At 68.8% G+C, this 19,678-nt stretch carries 15 protein-coding genes and 2 pseudogenes; 7 read left to right on the top strand and 10 right to left on the bottom strand.

Translation table 11 applies throughout. The annotated features are described in order from the left end of the window. The first annotated feature begins 87 nt into the window (after positions 1 to 87). Complete coding sequence (locus G1H10_RS02980; RefSeq protein WP_163732476.1) at positions 88 to 2,400, top strand: sodium-translocating pyrophosphatase; 2,313 nt, start codon at positions 88 to 90, stop codon at positions 2,398 to 2,400. A gap of 96 nt (positions 2,401 to 2,496) precedes the next feature. Here G1H10_RS02980 and G1H10_RS02975 read toward each other — a convergent pair whose 3' ends face one another. Next, positions 2,497 to 3,795, bottom strand: coding sequence for an aminotransferase-like domain-containing protein (locus G1H10_RS02975; RefSeq protein WP_163732473.1), 1,299 nt, complete (start codon positions 3,793 to 3,795; stop codon positions 2,497 to 2,499). 66 nt (positions 3,796 to 3,861) lie between these two features. Here G1H10_RS02975 and G1H10_RS02970 point away from each other — a divergent pair. Beyond that, a pseudogene (locus tag G1H10_RS02970) lies at positions 3,862 to 4,731 on the top strand (DMT family transporter); the annotation flags it as partial. Positions 4,732 to 4,761: 30 nt separating this feature from the next. Here the strand turns inward: G1H10_RS02970 and G1H10_RS32715 are convergent. Both G1H10_RS32715 and G1H10_RS02960 read right to left on the bottom strand, forming a co-directional pair. After that, positions 4,762 to 5,571 carry an ABC transporter permease gene (locus tag G1H10_RS32715; RefSeq protein ID WP_376778570.1) on the bottom strand — a complete coding sequence of 270 codons (810 nt, stop codon included), beginning with the start codon at positions 5,569 to 5,571 and terminating at the stop codon, positions 4,762 to 4,764. A gap of 50 nt (positions 5,572 to 5,621) precedes the next feature. Next, positions 5,622 to 6,593 (bottom strand): ATP-binding cassette domain-containing protein, encoded by a 972-nt coding sequence (locus tag G1H10_RS02960; protein WP_163732464.1) that lies wholly within the window; start codon positions 6,591 to 6,593, stop codon positions 5,622 to 5,624. A gap of 136 nt (positions 6,594 to 6,729) precedes the next feature. On the opposite strand from G1H10_RS02960, the gene G1H10_RS02955 reads away from it, so the two are divergent. Beyond that, positions 6,730 to 7,500, top strand: a complete 771-nt coding sequence (locus G1H10_RS02955) for a TetR/AcrR family transcriptional regulator (RefSeq protein ID WP_163732461.1) — start codon at positions 6,730 to 6,732, stop codon at positions 7,498 to 7,500. 99 nt (positions 7,501 to 7,599) lie between these two features. Here the strand turns inward: G1H10_RS02955 and G1H10_RS02950 are convergent, their stop codons facing one another. From G1H10_RS02950 to G1H10_RS02935, 4 genes are all read right to left on the bottom strand, one after another. Further along, on the bottom strand, positions 7,600 to 8,424 hold the full coding sequence (locus tag G1H10_RS02950; RefSeq protein WP_216852845.1) for a heme ABC transporter ATP-binding protein: 825 nt from the start codon (positions 8,422 to 8,424) through the stop codon (positions 7,600 to 7,602). After that, entirely contained in the window at positions 8,421 to 9,455 is a 1,035-nt protein-coding gene (locus G1H10_RS02945) for a FecCD family ABC transporter permease (protein ID WP_163733287.1), read from the bottom strand. Before G1H10_RS02945 ends, G1H10_RS02950 begins: the two co-directional genes overlap by 4 nt. Positions 9,456 to 9,601: 146 nt before the next feature. Then, on the bottom strand, positions 9,602 to 10,876 hold the full coding sequence (locus G1H10_RS02940) for a heme/hemin ABC transporter substrate-binding protein (protein ID WP_216852843.1): 1,275 nt from the start codon (positions 10,874 to 10,876) through the stop codon (positions 9,602 to 9,604). Then, positions 10,876 to 11,535, bottom strand: coding sequence for a biliverdin-producing heme oxygenase (locus tag G1H10_RS02935; RefSeq protein WP_163733281.1), 660 nt, complete (start codon positions 11,533 to 11,535; stop codon positions 10,876 to 10,878). The genes G1H10_RS02940 and G1H10_RS02935 overlap by 1 nt, the downstream gene beginning before the upstream one ends. A 117-nt stretch (positions 11,536 to 11,652) precedes the next feature. Between G1H10_RS02935 and G1H10_RS02930 the strand changes: the two genes are divergently transcribed. Continuing rightward, a complete protein-coding gene (locus G1H10_RS02930) occupies positions 11,653 to 12,585 on the top strand; it encodes a hypothetical protein (protein WP_163732456.1) in 933 nt (310 codons plus the stop codon). An 82-nt stretch (positions 12,586 to 12,667) separates the two neighbouring features. After that, positions 12,668 to 15,568, top strand: coding sequence for an HtaA domain-containing protein (locus G1H10_RS02925; protein WP_163732453.1), 2,901 nt, complete (start codon positions 12,668 to 12,670; stop codon positions 15,566 to 15,568). Positions 15,569 to 15,624: 56 nt separating this feature from the next. Here the strand turns inward: G1H10_RS02925 and G1H10_RS02920 are convergent, their stop codons facing one another. Then, complete coding sequence (locus tag G1H10_RS02920) at positions 15,625 to 16,626, bottom strand: DUF3500 domain-containing protein (protein WP_163732450.1); 1,002 nt, start codon at positions 16,624 to 16,626, stop codon at positions 15,625 to 15,627. Between the two features lie 175 nt (positions 16,627 to 16,801). Between G1H10_RS02920 and G1H10_RS02915 the strand changes: the two genes are divergently transcribed. Next, positions 16,802 to 17,260, top strand: coding sequence for a YbhB/YbcL family Raf kinase inhibitor-like protein (locus G1H10_RS02915; protein ID WP_163732447.1), 459 nt, complete (start codon positions 16,802 to 16,804; stop codon positions 17,258 to 17,260). Positions 17,261 to 17,837: 577 nt separating this feature from the next. Here the strand turns inward: G1H10_RS02915 and G1H10_RS02910 are convergent. Then, positions 17,838 to 18,545 (bottom strand): SDR family NAD(P)-dependent oxidoreductase, encoded by a 708-nt coding sequence (locus tag G1H10_RS02910; protein WP_163732444.1) that lies wholly within the window; start codon positions 18,543 to 18,545, stop codon positions 17,838 to 17,840. A 101-nt stretch (positions 18,546 to 18,646) separates the two neighbouring features. Between G1H10_RS02910 and G1H10_RS32705 the strand changes: the two genes are divergently transcribed. Next, positions 18,647 to 19,498 carry a helix-turn-helix transcriptional regulator gene (locus G1H10_RS32705; protein WP_163732441.1) on the top strand — a complete coding sequence of 284 codons (852 nt, stop codon included), beginning with the start codon at positions 18,647 to 18,649 and terminating at the stop codon, positions 19,496 to 19,498. Here the strand turns inward: G1H10_RS32705 and G1H10_RS32245 are convergent. Next, positions 19,499 to 19,594 (bottom strand): annotated as a pseudogene (locus G1H10_RS32245) (CGNR zinc finger domain-containing protein); the annotation flags it as partial. It abuts the gene before it with no gap. Positions 19,595 to 19,678: the final 84 nt, after the last annotated feature.

Here is a 19,678-nt window from a genome sequence, read left to right as displayed (position 1 = left end):
GGTTGTCCATGATCTCGCGGCTGATACGTGGGATCTTCCCGATCACAGCCTTGGCGCACTCCGCCGGGGCTCCGTCAAGGAGGACGAATGACCGGGCCTGTATACGCCGTTGACGGGCAGGCAATCTCATTGTCCGGAGGGAACCTGTCATATGTCATCGTCGTCGCGCTGATCGCTATCGCGGCGCTGGTGATGGCAGCACTGTTCCGACGAGAGGTGCTCGCCGCCGGCGAAGGCACCGAGAACATGCAGAGGATCGCGCACGCCGTGCAGGAAGGCGCATCCGCCTACCTGAACCGGCAGTTCAAGACTCTCAGCGTCTTCGCTGCGCTGGCGTTCGCGCTGCTGTTCCTGCTCCCAGGAGACGCTGGGGTGCGGATCGGCCGTTCGATCTTCTTTCTGGTAGGTGCCGCATTCTCAGCAGCCGTCGGCTATCTCGGTATGTGGCTGGCCACCCGTGCGAACGTGCGGGTCGCCGCGGCTTCCCGTGACAACGGCCGCGAACCGGCGATGCGGATCGCCTTCCGCACCGGCGGCGTGGTGGGTATGGCCACCGTCGGCCTAGGCCTGCTCGGCGCGGCCAGCGTGGTGCTCCTCTATGAGGGTGATGCGCCATCAGTCTTGGAAGGCTTCGGCTTCGGTGCGGCGCTGCTGGCGATGTTCATGCGTGTCGGCGGTGGCATCTTCACCAAGGCCGCCGACGTGGGCGCGGACCTGGTGGGCAAGGTCGAGCAGGGCATCCCCGAGGATGATCCGCGCAACGCCGCCACCATCGCGGACAACGTCGGCGACAACGTGGGCGACTGCGCCGGCATGGCCGCCGACCTCTTCGAGTCGTACGCCGTCACGCTGGTGGCGGCGCTCATTCTGGGTTCCGCCGCGTTCGGCGCCGAGGGGTTGGTCTTCCCGCTGATCGTCCCCGCGATCGGCGCCCTCACCGCGGTGCTCGGCATCTTCCTCACCCGGGCTCGGGAAGGGGAGAGCGGCCTGAAGACGATCAACCGGGCGTTCTTCCTCTCCGCCGCCATCGCGGCGGTACTCTCCACCATCGCGGCGTTCGCTTACCTACCCGGCACGTTCGAGGAGCTCGAAGGCGGAATCGGGAGCGAGCACGACGGCGACCCGCGCTTGCTCGCCACCGGCGCCGTGATCATCGGCATCGTTCTGGCCAGCGTCATCCTCTGGCTCACCGGCTACTTCACCGGCACTGACAAGAAACCGACCCAGGATGTGGGGCGCACCTCGCTCACCGGCCCGGCCACGGTGATCCTGTCCGGGTTCGCGCTGGGGCTGGAGTCCGCGGTCTACACGGCACTCGTCGTCGGTGCAGCCGTCTACGGCGCGTTCCTGCTGGGCGGCGGCTCGCTTCTGGTCTCGCTGTTCCTCATCGCCCTGGCCGGTACCGGGCTGCTGACGACGGTCGGCGTGATCGTCGCCATGGACACCTTCGGGCCGGTCGCGGACAACGCCCAGGGCATCGCCGAGATGTCCGGTGACGTCGAGGGCGAAGGAGCCCAGCTGCTGACCGAGCTCGACGCCGTCGGCAACACCACCAAGGCGGTCACCAAGGGCATCGCCATCGCCACCGCCGTGCTGGCGGCCACCGCACTGTTCGGGTCCTATATGGACGTCATCGGTCGCGAGCTGACCGCTGTCGGAGAGACCCTGGACTCGTTGCGCGACGACACGTCGTTCGCACTGACCATCGTCACGCCGAGCGTCCTGGTCGGCGTGATCATCGGCGCCAGCGTCGTCTTCCTGTTCTCCGGGCTGGCGATCAGCGCCGTGGGCCGCGCGGCCGGGGCCGTGGTGTTCGAGGTTCGCCGGCAGTTCCGCGAGGACCCGGGGATCATGGCCGGGACCTCCCGGCCCGAGTACGGTCGCGTCGTCGACATCGTCACCAAGGACTCGCTGCGTGAGCTCGCCACGCCGGGCCTGATGGCGGTGATGGCGCCGATCGCGGTCGGGTTCGGCCTGGGCGTCGGCGCACTCGCCGGCTACCTCGGCGGAGCGATCGCGTCCGGCGTGCTGATGGCGGTCTTCCTGGCCAACTCCGGCGGAGCGTGGGACAACTCGAAGAAGATCGTCGAGGACGGCCACCACGGCGGCAAGGGCTCCGAGGCACACGATGCGACCGTGATCGGCGACACCGTCGGTGACCCGTTCAAGGACACCGCCGGTCCGGCCATCAACCCGCTGTTGAAGGTGATGAACCTGGTCTCCGTGCTGATCGCACCGGCGATCGTCACGATGACCATCGGCCCGGACGCCAACGATGGCCTCCGGTACACGATCGCCGCGGTCGCCGCGCTGATCGTCGTCGCCGCCATCTGGATCTCCAAGCGTCGCTCTGCGGTGATCGGCGACCAGGAACTCGCCAGGGAGAGCGCCTCCGTCTAACACCCACCCCACCTAAATGATCATGTGAAGTAGGTTTTCTCGCGCCGTACCATGTCTGCAGACCTGTTGCGGCACGAGAAAACCTACCAAACATGATCATTTAGGCGTGGGCGGGTGGTGAGTGAAGGCGGCGACGGAGATCAGGGCTCCTGGATGGCGGTCGTCGTCGACGGCGACCGCGGGCACGCCGATTCTCGCCATCTCCGAGACGAGGATTTCCGGCTCGGGGGTTCGCACGAACGCATGGACGCCGCCCGGACCCGGGGTGAGCCGGCCGTGCGCCCGCACATGCTCGGCCAGCCGCTCCAGCCGTCGAGCGTATTCGGCCCGCGCCCGACGAAGATGCCGATCCAGCCCTCCCGACTCGATCAGTTCCGCGACAGCCAATTGAACGACGACGGACACGCCGAGGTCAGAGCGCTCACGCAGTTCACGCAGCCGCTCCACAACGGGCGGCGGCGCCACGATCCAGCCCAGCCGCAAACCCGGGGCCAGCGACTTGGACAAGGATCCCATCAGCACCACCGTGTCCGGCGCCAACGCCTGCATGGCCGCCGGGATACCTGCCGAGGCCAGATGTGAGTCCCAATCGTCCTCGATGACCCAACGGCCGGCCGCCCCGCTCGCGTCCACCAGAGCACGGCGCCGATCGGCGGGCATCAGGACCCCGGTCGGGTATTGGTGCGTCGGTGTCACCAGCACCGCCCCGGCTTCGGCTGGGATGGCCGCAGGCACCATGCCGTGGTTGTCGATCGGCACCTGGATGACGTTCACCAACTGCTGCATCATGTGCGTCGTCCCTGGCGAACCCGGGCGCTCTAATGTCCAGGTGCCGGCACCGAGCACGTCGGCGAGCAACGCCATCGCATGGGCGATCCCCGCGGTGACGTGAATGTCGTCGGGTCTCGTCGATACCCCGCGGGTCCGGCGCAGCCAGTCGGACAGCACGGTGCGCAGCCGAGGATGGCCGGCCGGGTCCGGATATCCGAGATCCTCCCCGGCCATCTTCGCCAGCGACGCCCGGGTGGCCGCCGCCCAGGCCCGATGCGGAAACAGCGACGGGTCCGGCACGCCCGGCGACGGCGGTGGCGCGGCCGACGTCAGCCTCTCCGGGACCGATGGCCCGGAACCCGGCACGCGCGCCACCACCGGTCTGCGCCGTGGCTCCTGGCGTACGAATCCCTCCGCCACGAGCTGGGTGTACACGGCATCCATGGTTCCGCGCGACACACCCAGGGCGGCAGCCAGGTCACGCGCCCCGGGGAGCACATCGCCGGTCTTCAACCAACCGTCGTGGATCGCGTCGATCAGTTGCGACCGCAACCAGTCGGCTTTGCCCCTCGCCGGCGCAGCGCCGCACCGGGCGGCGAGACGGTCGGCGCTCTCCGATGGCACTGGCCCAGTGAAGCACTCCAATACTGGCCCTGTCTATAGGCCAGATAACCCGGCAGAGTTCAAGCCGTGAAGTCTGCACAGGTATCCGGCCAGCACCGGACAGCCACCGCCGTGGGGGCCACCACCTGCGCGATCGGCATGACCATCGTCGGCACATCGATCGCCATCGCCCCCACCCTGGAGGATTACCCCGTCCTCGCCGGCCAGGCATGGCGTTACCTTCTCGCCGGACTGATCCTGCTGGCGATTCTCATCATCCGGTCGCCCGCCGCGGTGGTCGGCGTGCTTCGGGTGACACCGGCCAATGCCTTACGTCTGATCGCGATCGCGGCCACCGGCCTGGCCGCGTTCAACTGGCTGCTCATCGAGGGGACCCGGCACGCGGACCCGGCGTTCATGGCCGCGGTGGTGGGCGCCGCGCCACTCATCCTCGCCTTGCTCGGCCCGGCCACCAGGGGTGACTCGATCCGCCGGCACACCGTGGCGGGCAGCGCCTGCGTGGTGACCGGTATCGTGCTGGTTCACGGCGCCACCGGTGCTCCTCTGTTCGCCTGGCCGTACGCGCTGGCGTTCTTGGCCTGCGAGGTCGGGTTCACGCTGCTAGCCGTGCCGGTACTGAAGGAACTCACGCCGCTGCAGTTGTCCACCGGGACCTGCCTGATCGCCGCCCCGATGCTCGCAGCGGTGAGCCTGGTCACCGGCGAGCGGATCGTCCAGGCGCCCACCTCCAGCGAGACCCTGGCTCTGCTGTACATGGCGGTCGGCACCACGGCGATCGCGTTTCTGCTCTGGTACAGCGGGGTCGCGCGGCTCGGCGCCGACCGGGCCGGCTTGTTCATCGGCATCATGCCGATCTCCGGTTACCTTGCCGGCTTGATGCTCGGCAATTCGGCCTGGGCGATACCGGCGATGACAGGGGTACTCCTGTGCGGCGCCGGCATCGCCCTCGGCCTCGGGCGATCCAGGTCAGCGGCTGAGCCGCTGGAAGCGCCGGACGGCGAGCGGCAGGAAGACCGCCGTGATGACGATCGGCCAGACGATCGCCATCAGCAAGGCGTTCTGCTCGACCCAGGTGTCGCCGAGAGCGACCGGGTTACCGAACAGATCCCGGGCGGCGGTCACGGTTGACGAGACCGGGTTCCACAACGCGATCGCGGCCAGCCAGTCCGGCATCTGGGCCGGAGCCACGAACACGCTGGAGATCATCGCGAACGGAAACGCGACCGCGAACAGACTGCCGGCCGCCTCCTCATTCGGCACTAACATACCCAGCCAGATGCCGACCCAGATCAACGCGAACCTGAGCAGCAGGAACAGCGCGAAGGCGGCCAGCGTCGCCGGCAGACCACCGTCCGAGCGCCAGCCGACCACCAACGCCGTCATCGCCAGCACCAGCAGGTCCATGGCGGCCCCGATCAGATCGCTGCCTCCGCGGCCGGTCACCACCGCCGACGGCGCCATCGGCATGGAACGGAAGCGATCCGTGACGCCGCGCGCAGTGTCGTAGACGACGACGTAGGCGGTGTTCATGAACCCCATCGCCATGGTCATGCCGAACATGCCGGGCATCAGGAACTCCCGGTAGTCCCCACCGCCCGGGACGGACATCGCACTGCCGAAGACGTACCCGAACAACAGCACGGACACGATCGGGAACCCCAGCTGCCAGGCGATGTTGCTCGGCTGCCGGACGTAGTGGGTCAAGCCGCGGCGGACGATCGTCCACGAATCGGCGACGGCCCAGTGCAGCCGCTGCCCCAGTCCGTCGACGTCCATCTCAGGCCGGCCGCCGGCGTCGGCGCCCGGCCGAACGATACTCGGCGTACTCATGCCACAACCCCTTCCTCTTCCTCCGCGTGGTGGCCGGTCAGGGTCAGGAACACCTCGTCCAGAGTCGGCCGCCGCAGGCCGATGTCCTCGATCGCCAGCCCTTGGTCCTGCAGGCTGCGAGCCACCTCCGTCAGCGCGGCCACCCGGTCTCGCACCTCGGCGTGCACCTTACGGCCCTCGTCGTCGATCTCCGGCTCCGCCGACGCCGCGCGGCTCACCGCCTTGGCCACGGCCGGAAGGTCCGCCGTCTGATAGGCGACCACCTCGATCCGATCGCCTCCGATCCGGTTCTTCAACCCAGCCGGGCTGTCGTCGGCGATCACACGACCGCGGTCGATCACCGCGATCCGCTCGGCGAGTTGGTCCGCCTCATCCAGGTACTGAGTGGTCAACAGCACCGTCGTCCCCTGCGAGACCAGGGATCGGATCGATTCCCACACCTCGTTCCGGCTGCGCGGGTCCAGCCCGGTGGTCGGCTCATCCAGGAACAGCACCTGCGGCGCCAGGATCATGCTGGCCGCGAGATCAAGCCGGCGACGCATGCCGCCGCTGTACTCCTTGACGCCCTTGTTCGCCGCGTCTATCAGGTCGAACTGCTCCAGCAACTCATCGGCACGGCGAACCGCGTCCTTCGCACCAAGATGGAACAGCCGCCCGAACATGCGCAGGTTCTGCCGGCCCGTCAGCACCTCGTCCACGGCGGCGAATTGACCGGTGAAGCCGATCCGCCGACGGACCTGCCGGGGCTTGGCGGCGACGTCGAAGCCGGCCACCTCCGCCCGCCCGCCGTCCAGCTTGACGAGCGTGGCCAAGATTCGAACGGCGGTGGTCTTGCCCGCTCCATTCGGGCCGAGCAGGCCGTAAACCATGCCTGGCGGGACGGTGAGGTCGAACCCGTCCAGGGCCCGCTTCTCTTTGTACTGCTTACGGAGCCCTTCGGCCACGATCGCGGGTTCGGTGAGTGTCACTGCGCCTCCTTTCCTCTCGCGCACAGCACACAACTGCGTACACTATACCCGTCAACGCGTACAGTGCACGCATTTATTTCGCCGTCCCGGGCGGCGTGCAGCGTGCCGCACCCACCGTGGCTAAGCTGTGGGAACCATGACGACCGAGTACAGCGGCAGCGGCGACGTCAACCGCAGCCTGGAGCTGCTCTGGAACCTGCGTGAGCGTCCCACCCGCGGCCCCAAGCCGGGGCTGACGCTGGACCGGATCGTCACCGCCGCGATCGAGATCGCCGACGCCGAGGGCCTGGAAGCCCTCTCCATGCGCAAGGTGGCCACCAAGCTGGATGTCGGCACCATGTCGCTGTACCGCTACATCCCGGGCAAGAACGAGCTTCTCGACCTCATGCTCGACCGGGTCTCCGAAGCACCGCCCGAGATCGCGGAATCACCTTCGCTCGGCTGGCGCGAGCTGCTCGAGATGGCAGCACGCGAGCACTGGCAGCTCTGCCTGGAGCATCCGTGGTATCCGTTCGTCGACCAGAGCCGACCGCTACTCGGCCCGAACGGCCTGGCGGGACTGGAGTACGTCCTCACCCATCTGCGGTCAGGTACCCGGCTGAGCGATCCGGAGATGCTCATGGTGCTCAGCCTGGTGTTCAACTTCGTGGAGAGCGCCGCCCGTGCGCATCTCGGCGAGAAGCGGGCGGAGGAACACTCCGGCGTCAGCACCGAGGAGTTCTGGGCCACCCAGGAGCCGATACTGACCAAAGCCATGGAGAGCGGCCGGTACCCGACGATGGCCGGCCTATCCGAGGACACGTTCTCCTGGACTCACGAGCAGTACTTCGAGTTCGGTCTGGCCCGCCTCCTGGACGGCCTACAGGCGTATATCGAGGGCCTCGATGAAGGGGCCTCGCCGTCATAACGTTGACGTGGGGGCGGCGGGAAAAGGCGCTGGTAGATGCGCATTCCTGCGAGCGAAGGCCATCGTCTCCGCCGCGGACTCAGGCATGCGACCCGTGTTTCAACGGCGTGGCAGGATGATCGGCGTCGACGCCCGCGGGTGATCGAGCACCTCCACCTCGTGCATGTACACCTCACTCAGCAACCCGCTGGTGAACACCTGTTGCGGAGAGCCGACCGCGGCAACCGAACCATCGGATAAGACCACGATCCGATCCGCGTACCCGGCCGCCACATTCAGGTCGTGCAGCACCACGACGACGGCGTCCCCCGCCGCCGCACGACGCCTCGCCACGCCGAGCACCATCTCCTGATGGTGCAGATCGAGCGCGGCGGTAGGTTCGTCGAGCAGGACCAGCTGCGCACGCTGGGCGAGCACTCGGGCCAGCGCCACCCGTGCTCGTTCACCTCCGGATAACGTGTTGAAACGGCGCTCGGCGAAGGCGGCCACATCCGCCGTGGCCATCGCCTCGGCGACGGCCTGCTCGTCCTCGTCCTCCCGCTCGGTACCCGCCCACGGCGATCGGCCCATGCGCACGACCTCAGCAACGGTGAACGGGAACGACAGACTGACCTGCTGAAGCAGGACGGCTCGGCGCATCGCCGCCTCGGCCGCGGACCACCGTCGCGGCGGCCGTCCGATCAGTTCGGCATACCCGGACACGGGGGCGAGGTCGCCGGCCAGCACCGACAACAGGGTCGACTTCCCGGCCCCGTTCGGCCCGACCAACGCCAAAACCTCTCCGGTGCGGACATCGACCGTGACGTCGTCGAGCACGCGGGCACCGCCGAGGACCACCCCGGCACCGTGCGCCGCCGCGATCACCTCACCCGGATCCAGCCGCACCGGTATCCGCCGACGTCGCGACACGGACCGCCCGATCACGCCCAACCACCTGCCCGGCTACGGGTGCGGCGCAACAGCCAGAAGAAGAACGGCCCTCCCACCAGCGCGGTGAGCATGCCGAGCGGAAGATCCGCGTAGGCGATCGCGGTCCGCGCCACCAGGTCGGCGCCCACCAGCAACACGGCACCCCCGAGCGCGCTGGCCGGCAAGAGCACCCGATGGCCGGGACCGGCCACCATCCTGATCAGATGTGGAACAACCAGTCCCACAAAGCCGATCACCCCGGCAAAAGCGACGCCCGAGCCGACGAGCATCGCCACGACGACGATGGCCACGATCCGCAACCGCTCCACATTGACCCCGAGGTGTCGCGCCGCCCGGTCCCCGAGGGCGAGCAGGTCGAGGGATCGAGCCAGCAGCACCGCGGCGACCAGCCCGACGACGACGAACGGCAGCACCGCGGTCACCGCCGGCCATCGTGCGCCGTTGAGGCTGCCGAGCTGCCAGAACACGATCTGCTCGCGCGCCTCCGGGTTCGCCACGAACGTGTTGAAGGCGACCAGCGCGGACGCGACCGCGGTGACAGCCACGCCGGTCAGGATCAGGGTGACCACCTCGGTCCGGCCGCCGGAACGAGACAGCAGGTAGACCAGCAGCGTCGCACACAGACCGGTACTGAACGCCGCCACCGGAACGGTCCACTCATCGAGGAAGCTGGCCCCGGTGACGAACACCAGGCTCGCGCCGACCGCCGCTCCCGGTGAGACGCCGACCAGCGCGGGTTCGGCCAGGGGATTGCCGAAGATGCCCTGCATCAGCGCGCCTGCGGTCGCCAGCGCGGCGCCCACCAGCATCGCGAGCACCACACGCGGGAACCGCACCAGCCACAGCGTGTTCTCCCCCTGCGCGTGCGACGGCAACGGCCCCACGTCCAGCGGCAGATCAGCGACGACGCCGAACCGCGCCAGCAACGACTCCAGCCCGCCGTCCACCCGGTGAAGCACCGAACCGGCGACCTCACCGGGCGGGATCGCCAGCTGGCCACTCCCGGCTGACACCACCGCCACCATCGCCAGCGCAGCGGCCAGCCCGCCGATCAGCACCGCTGCCCGCACACGCCTGGACGGCGCGCGCCGACCACCGTGCGGAGGCCGGTCCCGCCGCACCTCCGCATCTGCGGGCGGCGTCTGGCTGTCCGTCCTGGAGACGTCGGTGCTCACGGCACGTAGACGGCTTCAGCCAGCGCGGCGATGGTCTGGCCGGTCCGCGGCCCGAAGCTGAGCAGCTGGGTGTCATCCATGTCGACGACGCGCTGGTTCTGACCCGCCGGTGTCTGACCGACTCCGGGCACCTTCTCCAACCCGTCGACACCACCGATGGAGTTCAGACCTTCCGTCATCATGATGATGACGTCCGGGGCCGCCTCGATCAGCGCCTCCGACGTGATCTGCGTGAAGGAACGTTCGAGCCCGATGTCCGTGCCCACGTCGACCGCCCCGATCGCGCAGATCATCGCGTCCGCCCCCGAACCGGGACCGGCCAGCAGCTGCACCATCCCTCCGCGCATGTAGAGGAACGCGATCCGGAGCGGGGCGCCGTCGTCCGGTGCCATCGCCATCGCCGCGGAGATCTCGGCCTGGGTTCGCTCGATGAGCGCTTCGCCGGCCTCGGGCACGCCGAGCGCACCCGCCACTGCCCGGATCTGTCCGGGAACACCGTCGATGGTGCGCGCGTCGTCGAAGAAGATGACAGGTATGCCGGCGTCACGAAGCTGCTGCTGAACCTCCGGCGGCCCGATGCTGGCATCGGTGAGCACCACCGTCGGATCGATTGCCAGGATGGCCTCAGCGTTCAGGTCGTGCGCGCTGGGCGTGACCAGCGGCAGGTGCTCGGCCTGCGGGAACCCCGTAGAGGTATCCCGCCCGACCACACGGTCGCCGAGGCCGATGCTGAACACCATCTCGGCAAGCGTGCCGTACAGGTCCACGGCGAGAATCCGGCTCGCGTCGGCGACCTGGACGGTCTCGCCGTCGCACGACTCGACGACGACGGGCAGCTCCGGCCGCGGGTCGTCGACGACCGGGTGGATGTCCTCGTCGGCGATCTGGGCCGTCGACGGGCCGGTGAGCGTGTGCGGGTCCGGCAGGTCACCGCCACGCTTGACACCGGCGTCGCTGTCCGCGGTCTCGATCGGTTCGCCGTCGGCGTCAACCGAGACGGCGAATCCCTCGACCGGCTCTGGACACGCATCGACCATCGCCGGATCGCCCCCGCCGCTCGCCCCGCCGCTCCCTGCGCCTTCCCCCGCGCCGCCCGTGGCCGCAGCGCGGTGGACGCCCTCGCCCCTGTTCCCGTCGTCGGAGGTGTCCATGCAGCCGCCGGCCAGCAGCCCGAGGGCAACCGGAAGAGTGAGCAGCGTCAGCACTCGGCGCGGACGTCGCAACCGGTTCTGGCCGACGGCGCCACGGCCGGTTGTCTGGTTCGCCGCCATCAGCGCGGAGCGCCCATACCGAGCTCCCGCGCCAGATCGGCGAACACCTCGGTGTTGAGCCGGTAGGCGTTGAGCACCTCGTCGATGATGCGCTCCTGCTCATCCGGCTCCCAGGCCGTGCTGTCCAGCCGGTGCCGGTACTCGTCCTTGAAGACCTTCGGCTTGTCGATCCGATCGAACCGATAGAAGCTGACCCCGGGGCCGTCGAGGCCGTAAACCCGGGCCACTACCCGGCCGATGGCCAGCCCGCCGGACAGGTCGCCCAGATACCGCGTGTAGTGATGTGCCACGAAACCCCCTGGCCAGGCGGCCATCTCCCGGATCCGGGCCGCGTAGGTCCGGGTGGCCGGCAGCGGTTCCGCCCGCTCGGCCCAGTCCGTGCCCAGCAGAGCGTCCAGGTCGGCGCGGAGGCTGGGGACCCGATGCAGCCGTTCGGTGATGAACGGACCGGCGACCTCATTGTCGCGAAGATCACACTCCGTGGTCTCCAGCGCGTCGTAGATGAACAGGTGCTGGCTGACCATCAGGGCGTATCCAGCGCGCTCGATCTCCCCGTTCATCAGCGCTTTCATGAAACCGGCACCCTCGGCTCGCTGATGCAGCGTCCAGCTGCGCTCCCGTAGCCGCTGAGAGAACGACGGTCGGTCCACCGTGGTCATCGTAGTCACGGGCCCCTCCTCAGTCGGATCAATTAAGGCTAGCCTATCCGAATACAGGCAAGGCTAACCTTTGCCATCCTTGCCGACATCCATACCGAAACCAACCCGAGGTGGAGGATGCCCACACCAACGATGCGGACACCGCGTGCCCTCGCTCTGCGCCGGCACATGCATCGCCGCCCATCACGCCGAACCGTGCTGACCTCGACGGCCGCGATCTCACTGGCCGCCGCCGGCGCGTTGTCACTACCGGCCGTGGCGACAGCGACGACGACGGCCACCGGCCCGGACGGGCAGACCGTCACCGTCTCCAAGTCCGACGGCCTCGATCCGGACGGGGAGACCATCACCGTCAACGGATCGGGATTCGACCTGAACAAGGGCGTATACGTCGTGCTCTGCGTTGACAACGGCGCGGGCCAGCAGCCCACGCCATGCCTGGGTGGAGCGGATATGGAGGGCGGAGGCGGCACGTCGGCCTGGATCTCGTCGAACCCGCCGTCCTACGGCGAAGGCCTGGCGCAGCCGTTCGAGGAGGTGAACGGCACCGGCTCGTTCAGCGTCGAGCTCCATGTGGCCGCGCGGGACGAGTTCACCGACTGCCTCGATCCATCGGCCGCGCCCGACGGCTGCGTCGTCGGGACACGGGCCGACCACACCCGCACAGCCGACCGCAGCGCCGATGTGCTCGTCCCGGTGACCTTCGCCGGATCCGGTGCGAGCGACGACGAGTCCGGCGGGACCGACACAGGTGACGACGGTTCCGACGCCCAGGGTGCGCAGGGTGCGGGCGGCGGAGCAGGCGACAACGCCGGATCCGACGACGGCCCGGCCTCGGCGAACGGTACCGGCACCACCGGTGACGACGGCGCCACCGGTGACAACGCCACCACGGAGAAGGCCGCCGACGCGGCCGACGATCTCGCCGCCACCGGGAAGCCGGTCACCACCGGTGTAGCGCTCGCGACGGTGCTGCTCGCCGCCGGTACCGGGGCGTTCGTCGCCGGTCGGCACCGCACGGCACCTTCCGCACCTACCAGGGAGAACTGACGTGAGTACACACGAGAGGGGGCGCCGGGCGCTACGACGCTCGGCAGTAGCCGGCTTGGCCGCCGTGTTGAGTTTCGGAGGCATGAGCGCGACGATCGGCGCAGGCGCGCTGACGGCCGGCGAGGACGGCACTGACAGCGCTGCCCGCCCGGTGTCGGGCGGTAGCCTCGAATGGGGCTTACGGACGTCATATCGCAACTACATCGCCGGGCCTATCGCCGGCGGGGAGATCGTCACCAGCGACGGCGCGGAGTGGCAGGACGGCTCCGGCAACGCACGAGGTCCCTTCACCTTTCCGAATGCCGCCGGAGCGATCGATTCAGGAACCGGCCGCGCAGAGCTGGCATTCGACGGTCAGGTCTATACCTGGGGCCACGACTACGGCAACGGCCCCGTGCTGGAGCTGACCGTACGCAACGTCCGCCTGCAGCTGGACGGGGACGAGGGAACGCTCGTCGTCGACGCCGACTACCGGCCGTTCGTCGGCGCCAACCCGAACGTGGACCCACCGGCGCTGGAGACGAGCGAGGACCTCGAGTTCGCCACGGTCGACCTCGACGACGCAGACCTGACCCCGGACGACGACGGCGTCGTGACCGTGACCGACGCTGAAGCCACCGGCTTGCCGGACGCCATGGAGGCGATCGGCTGGGACGTCTTCTACGCCGGTGAGATGCCGGACGTCGCGCTCGATCCCGTGAGCTTCTCGGTCACGCTCGAGCCGCAGCCGGAAGAACCGGAGGAGCCCGAAGAGCCCGAGGAACCTGAAGAACCCGGGGAACCGGAAGAGCCCGAAGAACCCGAGCAGCCCGAAGAACCCGAGGAACCCGAGGAGCCAGTCTGGGAGCCGACGGTCGAGGTCTTCGCGGCTGATGGAGAGACGCCGCTCGGTGACACCGAGGTCGATGCCGGAGACGAGATCGTCGTCCGCGGCACCGGGTTCGACCCGGAAGCCAACACCGCGACCCGGCCGCCCGTTCCGGCCGGCCTGCCGGCCGGTGTCTACGTGGTCTTCGGCGAGTTCGCCGACACCTGGCAACCTTCCGTGGGCGCACCGTCCGGTGCCCGCACCGTGATCGACCAGCGCTGGGCGATGCCGCAGACCACGCTCGACCAGGTACCCGACCAGTATCGCGGCGCGATTCTCGGGCAGTATGCGGAGCTGACTGCCGAGGGAACGTTCTCCACGACGCTTACCGTCGGCGATGACGCGGACGTCGACGGCAACCACGGCGTTTACACCTACGCCGCGGGTGGGGCGGCCGCCAACCCCGACCACGAGATCGCCGTTCCGGTCTCCGTGGCCGACGACGGCGACCCAGGTGAGGAGCCGGACGCGGAACCGGAGCTGACCGTCGAGCCGACCGAAGAGCTCAAGGTCGGCGACGAGATCTCGGTGACCGGCACCGGCTTCGCACCGAACCGGAAGATCTCCATCGCGATCACCGCTGACACGGCGAAGCACGAGACCTACGGCTGGCCGACCGGCTGGCTCGGTCACGGGGTGATCGAGACCGACGACGACGGCAGCCTCAGCCGCACGTTCACCGTCCCGGGCACCGTGACCGGTTCCGGCGAGGACTGCCGCGAGGTGCAGTGCTACGTCGCCGGCTTCAACTCGGCGCAGGCACAGGACGCCATCGAGGAGGATCACCGTGCGGACCGCAGCCAGGACGTCTTCGTCCCGATCACGTTCGCCGACGATCAGCCAGACCCGGATCCTGACCCGGATCCTGACCCAGACCCGGATCCCGACCCAGATCCCGACCCAGATCCCGACCCCGATCCCGACCCAGACCCAGATCCCGATCCTGACCCCGAGCCGGACGAGCCGGCCTTCACCGTCTCTCCGTCCACGGTGAAGCAAGGCGAGTCGATCACGTTCCGTGGTGAGCATCTGACGCCGGGGGCCGAGGCGACGGTCGTCGTCCGTACCGATGACGGCGCGACCGCGGGCGACGGCACGCTCGATTGGGGGGTGCGCGAGTCGTTCCGGAACTACATCGAGGGCAATATCGCCCACGGCTCCATCGACGTCCGCGAACCGGCGACGCGTAACGACGACGGCACCTTCCGGTTCGCCAAGGGACATGGGACTGTCGGCGAGACCACGGCGGAGCTGAGCTTCGCCGGCGAGGTGCGTTTCGCCGGGCACGACTACGGCGACGGCCCGCTGTTGCAGCTCACGCTCACCGACCCGCAGATCGTCGTGGATGGTGACACCGGTGTGCTCACCGCCGATGTCGCGAGCAAGAGCCTGGACAGCGGCGAGCTGGTCGAATACCCGGACGTGGAGTTCGCCGCCCTCGACCTCTCCGACGCACCGCTGACGATCGACGACGGTGTCGCGTCGGCGACGGCCGTACCGGCGACCCTGACCGAGGACGGTGCACCCGCCTTCGCCGACTTCTACGAGCCGGGAACCGAGCTCGACCCGCTGAGCTTCACCATCACGTTGGCGGGCGGGATGGAGGCCGAGGTCGGGGCCACCACCGTCGGCGACGACGGGACCGGCGAATTGAGCTGGACCGTCCCGGCCGACTATCCGGTGGGCACGTCCACCGCGACGCTGACCGCGGCCGACGTCGAGCTGTCCGAGGAGTTCATCGTCGAGGCGGCGCGGGACGTTCCCGGTGACGAGGGTGGTGACGACGACGGCGCCGACAACGGTGACGGAGGCGACACCGGCGACGATAACGGCGCCGGGGGCGACGAAGGCTCCGACAGCGGTACCGACGACGGCACGGGGGACTCGTCCGGGCGCGACGACGGAAACGGTGCGGACACCGGCGGCGGCTCGGATACCGAAACCGGCCCGGACGGCGGCTCGGATACCGGAACCGGCGCGGACACGGGCAAGGACGGCGACCTGCCGGACACCGGCTCGGCGCTGTCTGGATGGCTGATCACCGTAGGCGGCGTGCTTCTCGCCGGCGGCGCGGCGGTCGCGCTGCTGACCCGCCGCCGCGTTCACCTCGGATAATCCGCGTGGGCGGTCGATGCCCTCGCCGTATGTGCTGCGGCGAGGGCATCGGCGTATCACGAGCCGTGCGGATGAGCGGCGTAATGGCCGGCCAGAATGTCCTCGCCCCAGTCATTCCGCAGATCCCGCCACACGGTGTGAATGTGGTTGGCGTCGTTCTGCGTGTTGTCGTACTCGAGCAGGAAGGTGGGGCCGAGAACGGCGTAGTAGTGCCCGTGGCCGGGTCCCGGTTCCAGAGCACCGGCCCAGCGGAACGACACCCGGTCCAGCCCTGCGTCGTCGATCTCCCGCCATGCCGCGTCGCCGATCTCCGGGACAACCCGTTCCAGGTAGTTGCGGACGAGCCGGACGAGCCGCTGCTGGGCGTCGGCGTGCATATCACCGGCGAGCAGCCCGGATGGGATCTCGCCCACGTCGGCCACCGGGTCGTGCCTGGTCAGGATATCCTTTGGCGCCACCGGGCCGGTCACGGCCAGCTCTCGCTGTTCCGCAGTCAACTCCGCGAGCAGGGCACGAGCGAGGTCTTCCTCATCCGGAAGCGTACGTCGGCCGCCGTCGTCGTGGCCGTGCGGAATCGTCGCCGGGTTGGCGCCGAAGAACTGTGGCGTGCCGGCGACGGCCTCTCCGACGACGGTCATCTCGACGCAGAGATGGTGGCCGCCGACCTTCCACATCCACGGTTGGACGCCGCCGGGTTCACCCAGTACCCGGAACCAGTAATACTCCGGATGCCTCCGCTCCCACCCCGGCTTTCCGATGGACTGTTCGATCTCCGCCAGGATCGCTTCCAGTTGCATGATCGCCTGGGCCGTCGCGAATCCGTGCTCAGACAGCCCCGTCGCCAGCAAGTCCATCGCGAGCGCCTGCTGTTCCGCGGTCATCTGATCGAGAGCGAGTCCGGGACGCGGCCCCGGCAGATAGGTGAATTCGCGGCGATCGGGCGAGTCGAACGGCGCGCATGCGCTCGCTCGCTGCTCGGGTTCCAGGGACTCGATGAAGGCACGTGCGGCACCGGCCATTCTGCCGGCGACGCTCACGGCCGAGACTGGGTTCGCCATGCTCGCCAGTCTGCCACCCCACCCACGGCCCGTTCCCATGATCATGAACACTAACCGTTCACATGGCACGGTAAGTGTTCATGATCATGGGCCGATGGGTACAGGCCTGGCGTACATTGAATCGCGAAGCATGGACGTCTCGTGGCTCGCCTGCGCTGAACAGGAGGGATGAACCTTGGCACTGAACATCAAGGATCTGAAGGTCTCCAGTTCCGATATCGGCACCGACGGGCGCCTCGGCGACCGTCATGCCAAGGATCGGGACAACGTCGCTCCGACCCTGACCGTCAGCGGCACACCGCAGGGCACGGTCGAGCTCGCGCTGATCTGCCACGACCCGGACGCGCCGATGCCGCGCGGTTTCACGCACTGGACGCTCTACGGCATATCGGCCGACACCACCGAGCTCGGCCCGGATTCGGACGGGCGGTTCCGGCCCGGTCCGAACGACTTCGGCGCGCAGGGTTACGGCGGCCCGCGTCCGCCGGCCGGCCACGGCCCACACCACTACTACTTCTGGGTCTACGCGCTCGATCGCTCGGTCGACGGCACACCGACGCGTCAGGAGTTCCTCGACCAGTACGCGGACGCCATCATCGAACAGAACCGCGTCGTCGGTATCTACGAGCGCTGACGCCCGGCCTTTCAACCGCGCACGCACGCCGCCGATGTACAGTCCTGCAAACGCTCCGGCCGACGCTGCCCATGCAGGACGGTGGTCGCGTGCCGGAATCGGCGTACACACATAGGATCGTGTTTCGGCGAAGCACGATCCTATGTGTGCGCCATGCTGGCATAGAGGGCGTCCAGACCCACGGTCTGCACCCGCCACGAACCGGACCAGCCTGCCAGGTCCGGTTCGAAGCCAGACCCGCTTTAGCAGATAAGAAGCGTATATCGGCGACCGCCGCGAGCATCGAATGGTACGACGCCGCCTCGCGCACCTCCACCTCCTCTTCGATCAGGCAACGCGCCTCTCGAAACAGCGGACTGGCCGGATCGAGAATGGTGCGGAGCACCAGGGCGTGAAATCGTCGATGCTTTTCAGGTGCATCCTCGTTGACGAAATCGGCGGTACGCCGGAGTACCGCGGGGGGGGGTCGGCTCGAACGGCTCGATGGCGGGATGGCACGGTTCGAGCGTACGGGTGGCGGACGCTCGCAGTAGGTTGCCGCACCGGGAGCAGCTTGGTGGCTGCTCCCGGTGACCTTCTACCAGGCGAGCGGGCCGTGGGCGGAGACGAACGTCCCGGTCGGGCCGTCGGCGCCGAGCTGGGCCATGCGGACGATGATCTCGGCGCCCTCTTCCACGGTCTGGGTGCCGGTGCCGCCGTTGAGGTCGGTGTTCGTGTAGCCCGGCTCGACGGCGTTGACGCGGAGCTGCGGGAAGGCCTTGGCGTACTGGATCGTGATCGCGTTGACCGCGGCCTTGGAGGCCGGATAGCTCACGCCCGGGTAGAAGTGCGTGGAGCTGTCCGGGTTGCTCAGGGCGGACAACGAGGCCAGCCCGCTGCTCAGATTGACGATCACCGGTGCGGTCGACTTCTGCAGTAGCGGCAGGAACGCGTGCGTGACCCGGACCAGCCCGAAGACGTTGGTCTCGAAGATCGTGCGGATCTGCGCGGCGGTGGTGTCGGCCGCAGCAACGATCCCGTTGTCGGGCAGTCGTCCTTCGATGCCGGCGTTGTTGATGAGCACGTCGAGTCCGCCTCCGGCCTCGACGGTGGCCACGGCGGCGGCGACCGAGTCGTCGTCGGTGACGTCGAGGTGGACGTAGCGGGCGCCGAGCCGGTCGGCGGCGGCGCGTCCGCGGCCCTCGTCGCGAGCGCCGATGTAGACGGTGTGCCCGGCGGCGATGAGCTGCCGGGCGGTTTCGAACCCCAGGCCCTTGTTCGCCCCGGTGATGAGTGTGGTGGTCATGCCTCCAGCGTCGGACGCTCCCGTTGGGTCGGGCAGTCGTCCAGTTGTCGTAGGAATGCCAGGGCCAGGACAACGCCCGGGCCGGCGCGCACACTGGAATCGTGGATGTCTGGGACTTCGGGCGGACGGTGCGCGCCTGGCGTGACCGCGTCGCGCCCGAGACCGCCGGAGTGCCGGTGGGTCGCCGCCGCCGGGCGAGCGGACTGCGCCGCGAAGAGCTCGCGACGCTGGCCGGGATCTCGGTGGACTACCTGACCCGGCTGGAACAGGGGCGGGCCACCTCGCCGTCGAGTCAGGTCGTGGAGGCGCTGTCCCGCGCGCTGCGGCTGTCGGACGGCGAGCGAGAGCATCTGTTCCGTCTCGCCGGTCAGGTCCCGCCCGGCATCGGGCTGGTCTCCTCGCGGGTGACGCCGAGCGTGCAACGCCTGCTCGACCGGCTGGCGCACACACCGGTCGCCGTCTACGACGCGGCCTGGAGCCTGATCGTGGCCAACGTGCCGTACGACGCCCTGATGGGCGAGACGACCTCGTGGCGCGGCGTCGAGCGCAACGGCGTCTGGCGCAACCTCGTGGGCTCCGGCAGCCGCGTCGTCCTCAGCGAGCAGGAACGGGCGGAGTTCGAGGCCGGCCTCGTCGCCGACCTGCGCCTCACCGTCGCCCGCTACCCCGCGGATCGCAGGCTCGAGAACCTCGTCCGCGAGCTGAGCGCACACAGCCCGCGCTTCGTCGAGCTGTGGGAGACCGCCGAGATCCGCCCGGATCGCGACCGGGCGCGGCACAAGGTCATCGATCACCCCGAGGCCGGCCTCATCACCCTCGACTGCGACACCCTCATCGTCGACGGCGACGACCTGCGCATCATGGTGTACACGGCCGAACCCGGCACGGACGACGCCGAGCGCCTGGCGCTGGCCGTCGTCCTCGGCACTCAGGCGCTCTCCGATTCGATGTAGTCAGCGCGAGCGCTGACGGTGGCCGCGGACCTTGGCGAGGTTGCCGCAGCGCTGCATCGAGCACCACCGCCGCTTCCCCGGGCGAGATGTGTCGACGAGGAATTGTCCGACGGAGAACCCCTTCCCACCCGAGGCCACGACGGTGTCCAGCCCGTCCGGCAGCGCCTCGAGCACGTCCGC

It is taken from the genome of Phytoactinopolyspora halotolerans, from assembly GCF_010550675.1.
Taxonomy (GTDB): Bacteria; Actinomycetota; Actinomycetes; order Jiangellales; family Jiangellaceae; genus Phytoactinopolyspora; species Phytoactinopolyspora halotolerans.
Note: the sequence above shows the minus strand (reverse complement) of the source record. Positions and strands in the feature narration are given on the sequence as shown.

What these genes read in the sequence shown, in the direction of transcription:
- G1H10_RS02980 (WP_163732476.1), top strand. Translation starts at nt 88, where the DNA reads ATGACCGGGCCTGTATACGCCGTTGACGGGCAGGCAATCTCATTGTCC.
- G1H10_RS32715 (WP_376778570.1), bottom strand. Translation starts at nt 5,571, where the DNA reads ATGGACGTCGACGGACTGGGGCAGCGGCTGCACTGGGCCGTCGCCGAT.
- G1H10_RS02955 (WP_163732461.1), top strand. Translation starts at nt 6,730, where the DNA reads ATGACGACCGAGTACAGCGGCAGCGGCGACGTCAACCGCAGCCTGGAG.
- G1H10_RS02945 (WP_163733287.1), bottom strand. Translation starts at nt 9,455, where the DNA reads ATGGTGGCGGTGGTGTCAGCCGGGAGTGGCCAGCTGGCGATCCCGCCC.
- G1H10_RS02940 (WP_216852843.1), bottom strand. Translation starts at nt 10,876, where the DNA reads ATGGCGGCGAACCAGACAACCGGCCGTGGCGCCGTCGGCCAGAACCGG.
- G1H10_RS02935 (WP_163733281.1), bottom strand. Translation starts at nt 11,535, where the DNA reads ATGACCACGGTGGACCGACCGTCGTTCTCTCAGCGGCTACGGGAGCGC.
- G1H10_RS02930 (WP_163732456.1), top strand. Translation starts at nt 11,653, where the DNA reads ATGCCCACACCAACGATGCGGACACCGCGTGCCCTCGCTCTGCGCCGG.
- G1H10_RS02925 (WP_163732453.1), top strand. Translation starts at nt 12,668, where the DNA reads ATGAGCGCGACGATCGGCGCAGGCGCGCTGACGGCCGGCGAGGACGGC.
- G1H10_RS02920 (WP_163732450.1), bottom strand. Translation starts at nt 16,626, where the DNA reads ATGGCGAACCCAGTCTCGGCCGTGAGCGTCGCCGGCAGAATGGCCGGT.
- G1H10_RS02910 (WP_163732444.1), bottom strand. Translation starts at nt 18,545, where the DNA reads ATGACCACCACACTCATCACCGGGGCGAACAAGGGCCTGGGGTTCGAA.